Source organism: Streptomyces sp. NPDC048696 (assembly GCF_043198895.1).
Lineage (GTDB): Bacteria > Actinomycetota > Actinomycetes > Streptomycetales > Streptomycetaceae > Streptomyces.
The window spans coordinates 122502-137510 of sequence record NZ_JBICVJ010000017.1 but is presented as its reverse complement, the minus strand read 5'-3'; the positions used below and the strand labels follow the sequence as shown (position 1 = coordinate 137510).

Sequence of the window (15009 nt, the reverse complement as noted above, 5' to 3'; positions counted from 1 at the left end):
GTCGCTGCCGCTGCCGCCGCCTCCCCCTTACCGCTGGCGCGCATAGCTCGTGCTGACTCCCCAGGGGGAGCAGTGCCCGATCCGCTCCCGCTGCCGGACACCGACCGGGCCAAGGTGATCAAGGCCTGGATGACAGGCGGAAAGGCCGTCAAAACGGCTGCGGCCAGAGCGCTCATCGGCACCGACGCCGACGTACAGTCCTTCCTCACCACGACGCTTCCGAAGGCGACGGTGGAGGACAACCGCGTCGCCATCTCCACCTTCCTGGTGAAGGCCGGCAAGGGCCTGGGCCGCGAGGCATCCGCCGCTCTCGACCAAGGCGACAGCGCCATCGCGGCCTTCCTGCAGGGCGGCTTCAAGCCTGCCCTCTTGGAGGACCTGCGGGTAGGGACCTCCACGGTGTCGGTCACCGGCGGCAAGGCGGTGCAACGTGACGCTTCCGCCGCTCTGAGCGCGGGCAGCCGAGAAGCACTGGAAGCCTTCCTCACCGAGGGTCAGTTCACCGCCCACCTGGAGGACATGAGGGTCCAGGTGTCCAGCATGCTGATGAACGCCGGTCCTGAGGTGAGCAAGTACGCTGACCGGGCCTTGAGCGGCACCGAGGCTGAAATCGAGTGGTTCCTGGACACCGGCCAGCACATCGCCCGTGCCCGCGACCAGGAATCGGCAGCCATCGAGGAACTCGTCGCCGTCGTCGAGCGGGAGGGCAAGCGCGCCCAAGCCGAGACGAACCTGGCCGTCGAGACTTCCGAACGGGCCAAGACCGCCGCGAACAAGGCCAAGGATGCGGCGGAGGAAGCCGCGGCAGCGGCCAAAGCTGCCAAGAATGAGGTGGAGCTGTCCGGGGCCGCGGCCCGTAAGGCGGCCAGTGCGGCCAAGGGTGCGGCGAACGCCGCGCGTGAGGCCATCAACGCCTCTAGCGCGGCTGTGGCCGCCGCCCGCCGCGCCTCGTGGGCGGCTACCGCAGCGTCCCAGGCCGCCGCCACGGCCGGAAACGCGGCATCCGCCGCGTACAACTCCGCGATCGCGGCATCCAAGGACGCCACGCAGGCGCGGGCGGCGAAGGACGCCGCCGTAGCGGCCCGCAACGGTGCCGCGCAGGCGCGGTCCGCGGCCAAGGCCGCGGATTATGCGGCGACCGCCGCATCCCAGGCTTCCAACGCCGGGTCCGCCGCAGCCTCTGCCGCCCGTAACGCCGCGGCCGCCGCCAACGCCTCCGCCCAGGCCGCGACCGCGGCAGGGGCCGCGCAATCGGATGCCGCAGAGGCCCAGCGGCAGGCATCCATTGCCTCCAGTGCCGCGAACCGTGCCACCAACGCCGCCTCCACCGCTCAGGCCCTGGCCAACGCGGCTGCGACAGCCGCGAGCGCCGCGCGGGATCACGCCAACGCCGCAGCAACCCAGGCCGAGAAGGCAGCGGACGCGGCTGACGAGGCAGTCAAGTACGCGGGGCAGGCAATCGATTTCGCGAACAAGTCCACCGCCCACGCCAATGAAGCTGTGAAGGCGGCCGACATAGCGGTCAAGGCAGTCGAGGACGCCCAGGCCGTGGAGAAGGCAGCAAGGGACGCCGAGTTGGCCAACCTGGAGGAGGACAAACTCCGGGGCATGGAGGAGGCCAGACTGCTTGCCCAGATCGAGACCGCCGAGACAGCCGCCTACCAGAACAAGCGCGCGCAGTCTCAGCGGACCGACCAAGACATCAAAGACCTGATCGCCAACGCCGAGCAGGCACTGGCGGCTGACAATCTCGCACTGGCTGCCACGCTGGGCCGCAAGGCTGCCATCGGCCTGCTGAACGCCAAGGGCGTCTGGACCCGGCAGGCAGCCCAGTTCGCCCTCGCCGGTGCCGACTCCGACATCTATTCCTGGATCGACCTCGACCGGCACCTCGCGCAGCAGCAGGACGACCGCGAAACCGTCCTCTACCTCGCCCAGATATCCAGCCCCGCGATCGCGCAAGCCGCACAAGCCGCGCTTGAGGGCTCTGGCGACAAGCCCGTGGGCGATTTCCTCACCGCAGGGGTGATCAGGGCGTCCAAGGACGACAACCGCGTCCAGATCGCCCGCATCCTCACCCAGCGCCCCGGCAAGGCTGTCACCAAGGCGGCCAACGACGCGCTCAACGCAGACACCCCCGAGGCCCTGCAGGACTTCTTCGATCGCGCCTACCCCGCCGCGATGCGCGAGGACGACGCGGTCACCACCTCGACGCTCCTGACGACCGCAGGCCCCTACACCCAGGCACACGCCGAGGTCGCCCTGGAAGGGCCGACATGGATGCGCCGGAACTTCGTCCACATGGTCCAGTACCGGACAGCACAGCTCGACTACGATTCTGCCACCCACGTCTCGGCGATCCGCGGAGCGATTGCGGCCGCCGCGAAGATTGCTCACAAGGCTCAGAAGGACGCGGCATTGGCGTCCAAGGCCGCCGCCGACGCCCGCGGATGGGCGGACAAGGCAGCGGACTGGGCGACCAAAGCGCGCAATTCACAGGACAAGGCCGACGACTACGCCAGGCAGGCGAAGAAGAACGCCGATGACGCGGACACGTCCGCAGCCGCAGCCCAGGCGTCGGCGAATACGGCCAAAGCAGCGTCAGACACCGCGCGGGGCGCCGCACGCTCAGCCAACTACTCGGCGAACAAGGCGATCGACTCGGCCCGCAGCGCCCTGAACTCGTCCTACCAAGCCCAGGCTTCGGCTGCCAGCGCGCACGCATCCGCACTCGCTGCCGGCAAGGACGCGCAGACTGCCGCGGCAGCAGCCCGCGACGCTGTGCGTATCGCCTCCGACAAACGTATCGCCGAGGTGAGAGAAGCCGCGCGCAAGGCCGCCGAGGAGGCCCAGAAGGGCCGCGAGAGCGGGCGCGATCCAGCAGGGAATTCGACCCATGACCAGGTCAATCCCCACGGCACCTCCAGTGGCGACAAAGACGAGTGGTGGAACGACGCCAAGTGGTACGCCGACACGTTCAACAAGATCAGTGTGGGAGCGGGTTTCCTCGAGGCCGGTACCGGCCTCGCCAGCCTCGCGTTCCCTCCGGCGGCCCTTGGCTCGGCGTTCTTCGGTTCCGTGTCGATGGGAGCCGGCGGAATCAGTGCCATCGCCACAGGCATCGAGTACGGATTCACCAGCAGCCAGTTCATCGATTCCGCCAGCGAAGCCGCCCTCAACCTGGCCACCCTCGGCCAGGCCAAATGGCTCATCAGCACCGGTCGGCTCGGCGGCGCCAAGAAGGTAGTGGCCCCCGCGGTCAGGAAGGTTACGGAGGTTGGCGAGGAACTCGCGTCCTCAGCTGCCCACGCGCTGTCATCGTTTTGGTGACAGCACCCCGTCCGGTACTTCGCGCCATATGAGGCCGGCCTGAAGCTGCCCGGCACGCGAGTCACCCCTCGTCTGTGCCGGGCCCCAGGCAGGACAAGTCATCCCCCGCAACACAGCTCGTGCTATCCCGTGAACCCCGTGCAGCCTTCACCTATGCATGGGTTCATTACGACCTTCACCGAAATAGGACGACTTGAGGGCGACATCTCCTTCCTGGCGCAATCGACCCGAGAACCGGAAACTATTCGGCTCATCGTTCCCTACAGATGAGCGCTTCAAAATATGTATTCGTAAGAGGTCATAGATGAGATCAGGCATACGATTCAGGCGTACTCAGCGGACCATTTTAGTGCTGTCGGCTTCTATGATGTCGGGAATCACTACGGTCGGTATGAGCCACGCAGAGCCGATCCCGAGGGCGACTTATTCTCGCCAGGCAGCCAGGGTCGACCCGTCCAGTCCGCCCGCTGTCCCTACGCGTCCGGAGACCAGTCCTCTACCGCGGACGTCCGACGAACACTGCGAGCCCACGCGCGCGGGCTCCAAGGAACACAAGGCAGGAGCCACCGAAGCCTGCGTCAGCACACGCCCCGTGCTGGTGAAATCGGCGAGTCGTGGGGCGCCCCTCAAAACCGGGCGGATGGCGTTGGCAAGCCCTGCCGGTCAAGGCGACACAGGCAGCTGCGAGATAACGAACCCCGGCAGCTACACGTACAAGCGTTTCCAGTATTGCGTGACGGGGTTGAACGTCCTCTACACACTGAAAGACGCAGCGGGTAAGCAGATCGGGACGGGTGACCTGGAGGTGTCGACCAGCGCGACCCTTCCCGAGAGAGGCACGACGTGGGACGAGCACGTCACGGTGAAGATGGCCGGCGCGACCGGAGCTGTGACCGCCCTCAGCGCCAAGTTCAGGTCGGCCTGCACGCAGGACTGCACCGCCACGAAGACTGCGCCCTGGTACGGCGGCAACCTGACGGTCGGGCAGTCGGTCAGCGGCACCGTCTCCTACTCATCGAATCCCGCGCCCGACACCCAGGTCGAGTTCACGACCTCGTACAAGCTCTACGTCACCTCCCCGGGCGCCCAGATAACGGATCCGAACGCGTCATGGAGCAACCCCCGCAAGATCCGTTGCGATGACGCCGTCCGGAACGTCACGGGCAACCCCACGGGCACCCCATCGCCGGGTTGCGTCATACCCACGGTCATGGCCGTCGTACCGATGAGCACGCAGGGCTCGGACCCGGGTGGCGCGGTGGCCGCCTATCAGTGGGCCCAGCAGAACCTCTCCGACGGCTGGGGGCAGGCCAAGCCGCTGACCAGGGAGAAGAGCGGCACAGCCGACCGCACGGGACGCACCTGCGGAAGCGCGGGTACAGAGCCCTTCCAGGCCAACACGGACCTCGTCGAGACCGATACCTGCGGCGAATTCCCCTTCGCGGAGGCCAAGGAGGGAGGAATCGACGGCGCTCGGTGCGTCGAGGTGATTCCCAATGCCAGCAGTGGCGGATGGGACACCTATATCCTTGGCAACAGTCTGGACCTGGATCGCACCGCGCCCTGTGTGCGCGCCCATGTCCCGGCCGCCGACAAGCAGTTCGCCGACGGTAGGCTCTCCGAGGGCTTCGAGAACCAGCGGGTCATCGACGCCGAGCAGTTCAAGGTGGAGTTCACGACGCCAGCCGCCGTCCCGCAGGCATCCTGCCTGGCGAACCCGCCTGCCGGTTCGCTTCCCTCCGGCAACGGGTGGATCAAGAACACTACCGAGCCTGTCGCCCACGTCAACAAGACCACCACCCCGACCGGCCCGACCGGCACCCGACCGGCCCGGGCGCAGGCCTGCCTGGGCAAGGCGCTCGGCAAGGGCAAACCAGCCGTGGGGGACCCTACCGGCTGGCAGGATGGACAGGAATTCGCGCGCCCTTACGCCGCGCCCGGCGCCCCGCCGCCGTACGGGCTCGCCCGGTGTCACCTGATCGCGAACATCCTCGGCGGACCGGGCAGGATTCAGGACGGCGGGCAGAACAACCTCGTCCCCTGCTGGCAAGTGGGCATGAACACCGGTACGCCCAGCATGCGGACCTACGAGTTCGAGGCTCAGAGGACGGTGGATTTGAACGCCTTCGGGCCGAACGACGCGATCTTCTACCAGGTCACGCCCGTCTTCCGGGATGCCACCAGCACGATCCCGGTGGGAGTCACGATGAGCGCTAACATCGAACGGGCCAACGGTACGACGGAGCTGCTGTTCCCCAACGTCTACGTCCCCAACACCAAGGCAGACACCGGGCTGCTCAACCTCGGAAACTGATCTCGGCCAAATCATGCCGACAGGAGCCAGCATGAGTCGCACCACCCCGCCGCGGCCGTTCGACGTATCCGCGCTCTTCCCGCAACTGGGCCCGCTGGCGCGCACGGCGACCCGGCTGCATCCCCGCCCCGGGTCGCCGTCACCGTACGACAGCTCCGTCGGCGGGCCGCTGCTGTGGCCCGCCGACGAGCCGTGGCCGCACTGTGAAGGACCGCACGAGTGGGACCAGGTGAACGCGCCCCTTTCGCCGGAAGACGTACGGCTGTGGCGTCGTAACCGGGCGGAATCGGTGAGTCGGCGCCGCCGCGATCCTCATGGGCCCTGGGCCACGCCCGAGGAACTGGCAGCCGAAGAGCGGATCATGGCCGGCCGCCCGTGGCCCGAAGGCCCGATCGCCATGCTGCCCGTGGCTCAGCTCTACGTCCGCGACATCCCCCTGCTGCGCCCGCCCCGGCAGAGCGAGGCCGATCTGCTCCAGGTCCTCTGGTGCCCCTTCGACCACCCGGCACACCCCACAACTGCCCTGTTCTGGCGCTCCGCCACAACCGTCACCGATATCGTTGACGCGCCTCCCGAACCGCCCGCGATCCAGTTCTACACCTACCTGCCGCAGCCGTGCCTGCTCACACCGGAGCAGGTCACCGAATACCCCAACTATCTGGAGCTGAGCAAGGAGTTGCAGGAGCATTTGGGCGACTGGAGCAGGTGGCAGGCGGCCGGATCAGCGCTGGACAGCTCCTACGAGGTCGCCCCGGAGGAGCTTTACATGGACATGTTGTCCATCTCCCCCGGCTGGAAGGTCGGTGGCTGGACCCGCTGGGGCCTCACCGACCCCATCCCCAGGCTATGCCCCGAATGCGGCACCGAGGCAGACCCACTGCTGACCATCGCCACCACCGAATGGGACGGCGCCACCGAAAGCTGGGAACCCGAAGAGGACCGGGCGAACCCCACACCGCTCCTCCCCGGCACCCCTCCGGCCAACTTCACCATGATCGACCTCGCCCGGGGCTACGACCTGCAACTCCACGTCTGCCCGGCATCCCCGGATCATCCGCACATCGAACTGATCCAGTGAGCGACTCGACTTTCGCTGCTTTCACCGACTGGGGCTGAGTTGAGTCCGCAGGCCGACCGGAGTTGGTGAAGTCGGCTGTGACTTTGGGGAGATGAGAAGGGAAGCATTGGCAGCGCGCTCTCATCGCGCTCCGGGAGATCCGCCAATGCTTCCCTTCTGCCGACGGCCGTATCGCCGCAGTTGCCAACTCCCCAAGCTCTCCCCTTCGCTCATGCACGGGAGACCCTATTCGCGTCACCGCTCTCCCCCCGCTTTCCAGCCGTGCTTCGGCGCCAAAGCATGATGGCGTGGTCCCGCCCATGTGGGCGCGTGATGACCGTCTCTGAGAAGGGGACGGGAAGGGAATGAGGAAGAGATCGTGGGCAAGGGTGGGGCGTCCATACCGGACGAGGAGTGGGAGCGCTTCCTGCGGGAGGCGGAGGCGGGTACTTCGGGGGCGCCGGAGGAGCCGTCGGCGCGGGCTCGGATGGTGACGGAGCGGCTGCGCGGGGAGAGCGGCCGGTCGCAGGGGTGGCGGACGTATCCGCCGGCCCGGCGGCGTCGGCGCGCACCCTGGATTGTGGTCGGGGTGCTGGTCGTGCTGGGACTGCTGGTCGCGGCGGTGGCTCCGGAGCGGGTGGTGGGCTGGTTCGGTGGCGGAGGCGGTGACAGTGCGCCGCTCGCCGCGGAGTCGGAACGCCCCAGTGGGCCGCCCGCGCAGGCCTCGGGCCAACTGCCCACCCTGGCAGAGCCGTTCAGGGGATCCCCTGCGGCGCAGTGGGCCAGCGGGGCGGAGGGGGTTAACCTGCCCGAGCCGCGGGCGACCGGATGGATGGGCCAGGACCAGGTGGCGCAGGCGCTCGCCCGGACGCAGGACTTCCTCACCTCAGCCAATCTGGATCCCGGCGTGCTGCGCGGGGAGCGGCCCGGGAAGGCGATCGCGTTGATCAATCCGCACCAGCGTGATGTCCAGGACTACCTGGCGGCCGCGTTCCGTGCGCCCGGCCGGGACAGTGATCCACTGTTGCTGTTCAGCCGTTTCGCCCCGGCGAAGGCGAGGCTGGTCGGAGATGTCGTCAAGACCCGAGGCCGGATCACCTACCGGGAGGGCCGGCGCGGTGCGCTCGAGGTGACGGCCGATGTCACCTATGTGTATCCGGTCGTACGCGCCACGGCAGGCAGCGACGACGTCGCGCGGACCATCGTGCGCCGCGAGCTCGTGATGAGCTGGGACAACCCCGCCAAGGTGGTCACCGAGCCGGGAACGTTTTCTCTCGTCTCCTACAAGTCGGACACGACCAACGGCGGCTGCGACAACACCTCCGGCTACTTCATCCCCACCTTCAGGTCCGAGCACGCCGCAGGACAGGGAAGCGGCGAACAGGTCGACCCGTACGACCGGAGCAAGTCGATGGACGCACGGATGCGGGCGAGCGGGGAAAAGGAGTGCGGGACCGCTACGCGATCGTGAAGCGCAGCGCGGCGGACACCTCCGGCGGGCGCTGTCACGTTGAGTCCGGAGGGACGCGAACCATGAGTGCGGAACGCGCTCCCTCGGCCACTGCCGACCCGGTACAACCCACCGACAACCGCCGGAGCCGAACTGCCCTGAGCGGTCGGAGGAACAACGAAGGGCCGCACTCTTTACGGGAGTGCGGCCCTTCGTCGTTCCAGTATGACGCTCCGGGCCTCATGGCGGAAGGCCGCACCCCCCACCGGGGAGTGCGGCTTTCCGTGTTCAGGCCAAGGCCCGAGCAGTGGTTACTTGCGGATCAGGTTCCGCAGCACGTACTGCATGATGCCGCCGTTGCGGTAGTAGTCCGCCTCGCCGGGGGTGTCGATGCGGACGACCGCGTCGAACTCCACGCCCGTGTCCGTCGTGACCTTCACCGTGCGCGGCGTGGTGCCGTTGTTGAGCTCCTCCACGCCCGTGAACGTGAAGGTCTCCTCGCCCGTCAGGCCCAGCGACGCCGCCGAGGTGCCCTCGGGGAACTGGAGCGGCAGGACGCCCATGCCGATGAGGTTCGAGCGGTGGATGCGCTCGTAGGACTCGGCGATGACGGCCTTGACGCCGAGCAGCGCGGTGCCCTTGGCGGCCCAGTCGCGGGACGAGCCGGAGCCGTACTCCTTGCCCGCCAGGATCACCAGCGGGATGCCGGCGGCCTGGTAGTTCTGCGAGGCGTCGTAGATGAACGACACCGGGGCGTCCGCCTGGGTGAAGTCGCGGGTGAAGCCGCCCTCCGTGCCCGGCGCGATCTGGTTGCGCAGGCGGATGTTGGCGAACGTGCCGCGGATCATGACCTCGTGGTTGCCACGGCGCGAGCCGTAGGAGTTGAAGTCACGGCGGCCCACGCCGTGCTCCGTGAGGTACTTGCCCGCCGGGGTGTCGGCCTTGATCGCGCCGGCCGGGGAGATGTGGTCGGTGGTGACCGAGTCGCCCAGCTTCGCCAGCACGCGCGCGCCGGCGATGTCGGAGACCGGGGTGGTCTCCATCGTCATGCCCTCGAAGTAAGGGGGCTTGCGCACGTAGGTGGACTGCGGGTCCCACTCGAAGGTGTTGCCGGTGGGGATCGGCAGCGCCTGCCACTGCGCGTCGCCCGCGAACACGTCCTGGTAGGACTTGTTGAACATGTCCTCGCCGATGGCGTTCGCCACGACGTCGTTGACCTCGGCCTCGGTCGGCCAGATGTCCTTCAGGAAGACGTCGTTGCCGTCCGCGTCCTGGGCGATGGCGTCGCGCGTGATGTCGACCTTCATCGAACCGGCGATGGCGTACGCGACGACCAGCGGCGGGGACGCCAGGTAGTTCATCTTGACGTCGGGGTTGATCCGGCCCTCGAAGTTGCGGTTGCCGGAGAGCACCGAGGTGACCGCGAGGTCGTGCTCGTTGACCGCCTTCGAGATCTCCTCGTCCAGCGGACCGGAGTTGCCGATGCAGGTGGTGCAGCCGTACCCGACGAGGTTGAAGCCCATCTTGTCGAGGTAGGGGGTCAGACCGGACTTGTCGAAGTAGTCCGTGACGACCTTGGAGCCCGGGGCGAGCGTGGTCTTGACCCACGGCTTGCGGGTCAGGCCCTTCTCGACCGCCTTCTTCGCGACGAGGGCCGCGGCCACCATCACGTACGGGTTCGAGGTGTTGGTGCAGGAGGTGATCGCGGCGACGGTGACGGCGCCGTGGTCGATCTCGTACGAGGTGCCGTCGGCGGCGACCACGGTGGTCGGGCGGGTCGGCACGCCGTTGGTGGCGGCCGGGGCGTCGGAGGCCGGGAAGGACTCCTTGCCCGCCTCGTCGTCGTCCTCGACGTAGTTGCGCACGTCCTGGGCGAACTGCTGCGCGGCGTTGGCGAGGACGATGCGGTCCTGCGGGCGCTTCGGGCCGGCGATGGACGGGACGACCGTGGAGAGGTCGAGCTCCAGCTTCTCGGAGAAGTCGGGCTCGGCGGCCGGGTCGAGCCAGAGGCCCTGCTCCTTGGCGTACGCCTCGACGAGCGCGACCTGCTGCTCGGAGCGGCCGGTCAGCTTCAGGTAGTTCAGGGTCTCGCCGTCGATCGGGAAGATCGCGGCGGTGGAGCCGAACTCCGGCGACATGTTGCCGATGGTGGCGCGGTTGGCGAGCGAGGTCGCGGCCACACCCTCACCGTAGAACTCGACGAACTTGCCGACGACGCCGTGCTGGCGCAGCATCTCGGTGATCGTGAGGACCAGGTCGGTGGCGGTGGTGCCCGGGTTCAGCTCGCCGGTCAGCTTGAAGCCGACGACGCGCGGGATGAGCATGGAGACCGGCTGGCCGAGCATCGCGGCCTCGGCCTCGATGCCGCCGACGCCCCAGCCGAGCACGCCGAGGCCGTTGACCATCGTGGTGTGCGAGTCGGTGCCGACGAGGGTGTCGGGGTACGCCTGGCCGCCCCGGACCATGACCGTGCGGGCCAGGTGCTCGATGTTGACCTGGTGGACGATGCCGGTGCCCGGCGGGACGACCTTGAACTCGTCGAACGCGGTCTGGCCCCAGCGCAGGAACTGGTAGCGCTCCTTGTTGCGGCCGTACTCCAGCTCGACGTTCTGCGCGAAGGAGTCCTTCGTGCCGAACTTGTCGGCGATGACGGAGTGGTCGATGACCAGCTCGGCCGGGGCCAGCGGGTTGATCTTCGCCGGGTCGCCGCCGAGCTCCTTGACGGCCTCACGCATGGTGGCGAGGTCGACGACACACGGAACACCGGTGAAGTCCTGCATGATCACGCGGGCCGGCGTGAACTGGATCTCCTGGCTGGGCTGCGCCTGGGAGTCCCAGCCGCCGAGCGCCCGGATGTGGTCGGCGGTGATGTTCGCGCCGTCCTCGGTACGGAGCAGGTTCTCCAGCAGGACCTTCAGGCTGTAAGGGAGGCGCGCGGAGCCCTCGACCTTGTCCAGCCGGAAGATCTCGTACGACTCGTCGCCCACCTGCAGCGTGCTGCGGGCGTCGAAGCTGTTCGCCGACACGACAGTCTCCTTCATATATGTGCGCGTTCCACCGCAATCCTGCCGCCACGCTGGATAGCCAATCCGCTAAGGTAAGGCTAAGTTAGGTCACCCTTACCGCCACGCTTGACGATGACGTGCGGCTGCGATGCGCCTCGGCAGATATCTCGATGTCGAGATAACTCTAATACATGGGCGGCCGCTGGTCATGCGCGACCACGCGCCCCGGTGTGCCCGGGGTACCCGAAGCGCGCCCTCGCACACGGCCGCGCACACGACCGGTCACGGCCCGTCGACCATCGCGCCGCACATCACGTACACGCAGACGGCGCAGACCGGGACGAGCACGGCGAACGGGACGCGCGCGTGGCGCGTGTACGCGCACTCGGAGTGGATCCGGTGAACGCGGGTAGCGGCACCCGGATGGAGTCGGACGGATGCCTTCCGGTTGCCGTGCCACGGCTGCCGCCACAGCATCGGAACTGACGGTGTTTCACACCGGCCCCACGCGGGTCCCGCACACAGGTCCTGCACACAGGCCCCACCCGAACGGCGCACCCCAGCGCGAATCTCATCTCATATGTGAGATAACCTGCCGCTATGTCAGATGACTACCTCGTACGTATCGGCAAGCTCATCCGTGACGCCCGGCAGCACCGGGGCTGGACACAGACGCAGTTGGCCGAGGCTCTGGGCACCAGCCAGAGCGCGGTGAACCGTATCGAGCGCGGGAACCAGAACATCAGCCTTGAGATGATCGCCCGCATCGGTGAAGCTCTCGACAGTGAGATCGTCTCGCTCGGCTACGCCGGGCCCATGCATCTGCGGGTGGTCGGCCGGCGCCGGCTCTCCGGCTCCATCGACGTCAAGACGAGCAAGAACGCGTGCGTGGCGCTGCTCTGCGGCTCGCTGCTCAACAAGGGCCGTACGGTACTGCGCCGGGTTGCCCGTATCGAAGAGGTCTTCCGGCTCCTCGAAGTCCTCAACTCGATCGGCGTGCGCACCCGCTGGATCAACGAGGGCGTCGACCTGGAGATCGTGCCGCCCGCCGATCTCGACATGGACGGCATGGACGCGGAGGCCGCGCGCCGCACCCGCTCCATCATCATGTTCCTCGGCCCGCTGCTGCACCGCATGGACCACTTCAAGCTGCCGTACGCGGGCGGCTGCGACCTCGGTACGCGGACCATCGAGCCGCACATGATCGCCCTGCGCCGCTTCGGCCTGGACATCACGGCCACCGAGGGCATTTACCACGCCGAGGTGACCCGGACCTCCCCCGACCGCCCCATCGTCCTGACCGAGCGCGGCGACACGGTGACCGAGAACGCGCTGCTCGCCGCCGCCCGCCACGACGGCGTGACCGTCATCCGCAACGCGTCCTCCAACTACATGGTCCAGGACCTGTGCTTCTTCCTGGAGGCGCTGGGCGTACGGGTCGACGGCGTCGGCACGACGACCCTCACCGTGCACGGTGTGCCGACCATCGACGTCGATGTGGACTACTCCCCGTCCGAGGACCCGGTCGAGGCGATGAGCCTGCTGGCCGCCGCCGTCGTCACCGAGTCGGAGCTGACGATCCGCCGGGTGCCGATCGAGTTCCTGGAGATCGAGCTCGCGGTCCTGGAGGAGATGGGACTCGACCACGACCGCTCGGCCGAGTACGTCGCCGACAACGCCCGTACCCGCCTGGTCGACCTGACGGTGCGGCCCTCCAAGCTGGAGGCGCCCATCGACAAGATCCACCCGATGCCGTTCCCGGGTCTGAACATCGACAACGTGCCGTTCTTCGCGGCGATCGCAGCGGTGGCCCAGGGCAAGACGCTCATCCACGACTGGGTCTACGACAACCGTGCCATCTACCTCACGGACCTCAACCGCCTCGGCGGCCGCCTCCAGCTCCTCGACCCGCACCGCGTGCTCGTCGAGGGCCCGACGCGCTGGCGCGCCGCCGAGATGATGTGCCCGCCGGCCCTGCGCCCGGCGGTGGTGGTCCTGCTCGCGATGATGGCGGCGGAGGGCACCTCGGTACTGCGGAACGTGTACGTCATCAACCGCGGTTACGAGGACCTGGCCGAGCGGCTCAACTCGGTCGGCGCACAGATCGAGATCTTTCGGGACATCTGACCCGAATCGATCGCCGATTGAACCGGTGAGCGGACCGGTCCCCGGCCCCTGAGATCGTCCCCGCCGGGCGGCCTCAGGGGCCGGGGGTCATTCCACCCTGGAGGCGGGCCAGGTCCGAGGGGCGGACCTGGATGGCCAGCAGGGCGATCAGCGCGGCGACCACGGCGAAGATCGCCGCCACGATGAAGGCCGTGGAGACACCGTGCGCGAGCACCTGGTCGCTCCACGGGCGCGGCAGCTGGTGGGTGCGCGCGAACGCCAGGCGCTGGGCCGGAGTCGCCTGGGCCAGGAACTTGGGGACCTGGTCGGTCGCCTCGTTGCGGCTGGCCGTGCCGAAGACCGTGACCAGGATGGACAGACCCAGCGAACCGCCCACCTGCTGGGTGGTGTTGAGCATGCCGGTCGCCGCACCCGTCTCGTGCACGGGCACTCCCGAGACGGCCATCAGTGTCAGCGAGACGAAGTTCAGGCCCATGCCGAGGCTGAAGACGAGCATCGGGCCCAGGATGCTGCCCGCGTACGTGGAGTGGATGTCCGTCAGGGTCAGCCAGGACAGGCCCGCCGCGGCCAGCAGCGAGCCGGTCACCATGAACGGCTTCGGGCCGTACTTCGGCAGCAGTTGCGAGGCGATGCCCGCCCCTACCGCGATCACCGCGCTGATCGGCAGGAAGGCGAGGCCGGTGCGCAGCGGGCTGAAGCCCAGCACGTTCTGCACGAACAGGGTGAGGAAGAAGAACATGCCGAAGATCGCGGCGGCGAGGCTCAGCATCATTGCGTAGGTGCCCGCGCGGTTGCGGTCGGCGAACATGTGCAGCGGGGTGATCGGCTGCTCCGAACGCCGCTCCACCAGGATGAACATGGTCAGCAGCACCACCGCCGCGCCGAACGACGCCAGCGTGAAGGGGTCGCGCCAGCCGTCCTGGGCGGCCCGGATGAAACCGTAGACCAGCGCGACCATGCCGAGCGTCGCGGTCAGTGCGCCGACGATGTCGAAGTGGCCCGGATGGCGCTCGGACTCCTTGATGTACCGGGGTGTGGCGAGCACGATCAGCAGGGCGATCGGCACGTTGACGAAGAACACCCAGCGCCAGTCGAGCCATTCGACGAGGATGCCGCCCGCCAGCAGACCGATCGCGCCGCCGCCCGCGGAGACCGCCGCGAAGACGCCGAACGCCCGGTTGCGTTCCGGGCCTTCGGTGAACGTCGTGGTGATCAGGGCCAGCGCGGTCGGCGAGGCGATGGCGCCGCCGACGCCCTGGAGGGCGCGCGCGGCGAGCAGCTCGCCGGAGTTCTGCGAGAGTCCGCCGAGCAGGGACGCGAAGGCGAAGAGCAGGACGCCGACCAAGAAGACCCGGCGTCTGCCGAGGATGTCACCGGTGCGGCCACCGAGCAGCAGCAGCCCGCCGAAGGTGAGCGTATAGGCGCTGACCACCCAGGACAGGCTGGTGGTGGAGAAGTTCAGGGCGCGCTGGATGTGCGGCAGCGCGATGTTCACGATGGTGATGTCGAGGACCACCATCAGCTGGCACGAGGCGATGACAAGCAGTGCGATCCCCTTGCCGCCGCCTCCTTCGCCGGGGGCGGCGGTATGGGTCGTGGGTGTCGGCTGCGCACTGGTCATGGCTGACCGCCCTCGTGCGAGGACAGAACGGGATAGGGGGACGAAGGGCGATGGCCGTTTCGTCCACCTATCGACCCTAAGCCCGGGCCCCGGACCCCACCAGTC

The 15009-nt window shown here is 68.1% G+C and carries 7 protein-coding genes; 5 read left to right on the top strand and 2 right to left on the bottom strand.

Features of this window, described 5'->3' with window-relative positions; genetic code table 11:
* Positions 1–72: 72 nt before the first annotated feature.
* From ACGFRG_RS30150 to ACGFRG_RS30135, 4 genes are all read left to right on the top strand, one after another.
* Positions 73–3330 carry an ALF repeat-containing protein gene (locus tag ACGFRG_RS30150; RefSeq protein WP_393268972.1) on the top strand — a complete coding sequence of 1086 codons (3258 nt, stop codon included), beginning with the start codon at positions 73–75 and terminating at the stop codon, positions 3328–3330.
* A gap of 640 nt (positions 3331–3970) precedes the next feature.
* Positions 3971–5644, top strand: a complete 1674-nt coding sequence (locus tag ACGFRG_RS30145; protein ID WP_393268969.1) for a DNA/RNA non-specific endonuclease — start codon at positions 3971–3973, stop codon at positions 5642–5644.
* A gap of 31 nt (positions 5645–5675) precedes the next feature.
* Positions 5676–6722 carry a hypothetical protein gene (locus tag ACGFRG_RS30140; RefSeq protein WP_393268966.1) on the top strand — a complete coding sequence of 349 codons (1047 nt, stop codon included), beginning with the start codon at positions 5676–5678 and terminating at the stop codon, positions 6720–6722.
* A gap of 358 nt (positions 6723–7080) precedes the next feature.
* Complete coding sequence (locus tag ACGFRG_RS30135) at positions 7081–8172, top strand: hypothetical protein (RefSeq protein ID WP_393268963.1); 1092 nt, start codon at positions 7081–7083, stop codon at positions 8170–8172.
* Between the two features lie 290 nt (positions 8173–8462).
* Here the strand turns inward: ACGFRG_RS30135 and acnA are convergent, their stop codons facing one another.
* Complete coding sequence (gene acnA, locus ACGFRG_RS30130) at positions 8463–11177, bottom strand: aconitate hydratase AcnA (protein ID WP_361426334.1); 2715 nt, start codon at positions 11175–11177, stop codon at positions 8463–8465.
* Positions 11178–11756: 579 nt separating this feature from the next.
* Between acnA and ACGFRG_RS30125 the strand changes: the two genes are divergently transcribed.
* Complete coding sequence (locus tag ACGFRG_RS30125; protein ID WP_361426331.1) at positions 11757–13283, top strand: UDP-N-acetylglucosamine 1-carboxyvinyltransferase; 1527 nt, start codon at positions 11757–11759, stop codon at positions 13281–13283.
* 73 nt (positions 13284–13356) lie between these two features.
* Here ACGFRG_RS30125 and ACGFRG_RS30120 read toward each other — a convergent pair whose 3' ends face one another.
* Positions 13357–14904: an MFS transporter gene (locus ACGFRG_RS30120; RefSeq protein ID WP_393268959.1), complete on the bottom strand. Its 1548-nt coding sequence runs from the start codon at positions 14902–14904 to the stop codon at positions 13357–13359.
* Positions 14905–15009: the final 105 nt, after the last annotated feature.

Bases quoted from the DNA above. Each gene is read 5' to 3' on its own strand.
- ACGFRG_RS30145 (WP_393268969.1), top strand. From the start codon at position 3,971: ATGGCGTTGGCAAGCCCTGCCGGTCAAGGCGACACAGGCAGCTGCGAG.
- ACGFRG_RS30140 (WP_393268966.1), top strand. From the start codon at position 5,676: ATGAGTCGCACCACCCCGCCGCGGCCGTTCGACGTATCCGCGCTCTTC.
- ACGFRG_RS30125 (WP_361426331.1), top strand. From the start codon at position 11,757: ATGTCAGATGACTACCTCGTACGTATCGGCAAGCTCATCCGTGACGCC.
- ACGFRG_RS30120 (WP_393268959.1), bottom strand. From the start codon at position 14,904: ATGACCAGTGCGCAGCCGACACCCACGACCCATACCGCCGCCCCCGGC.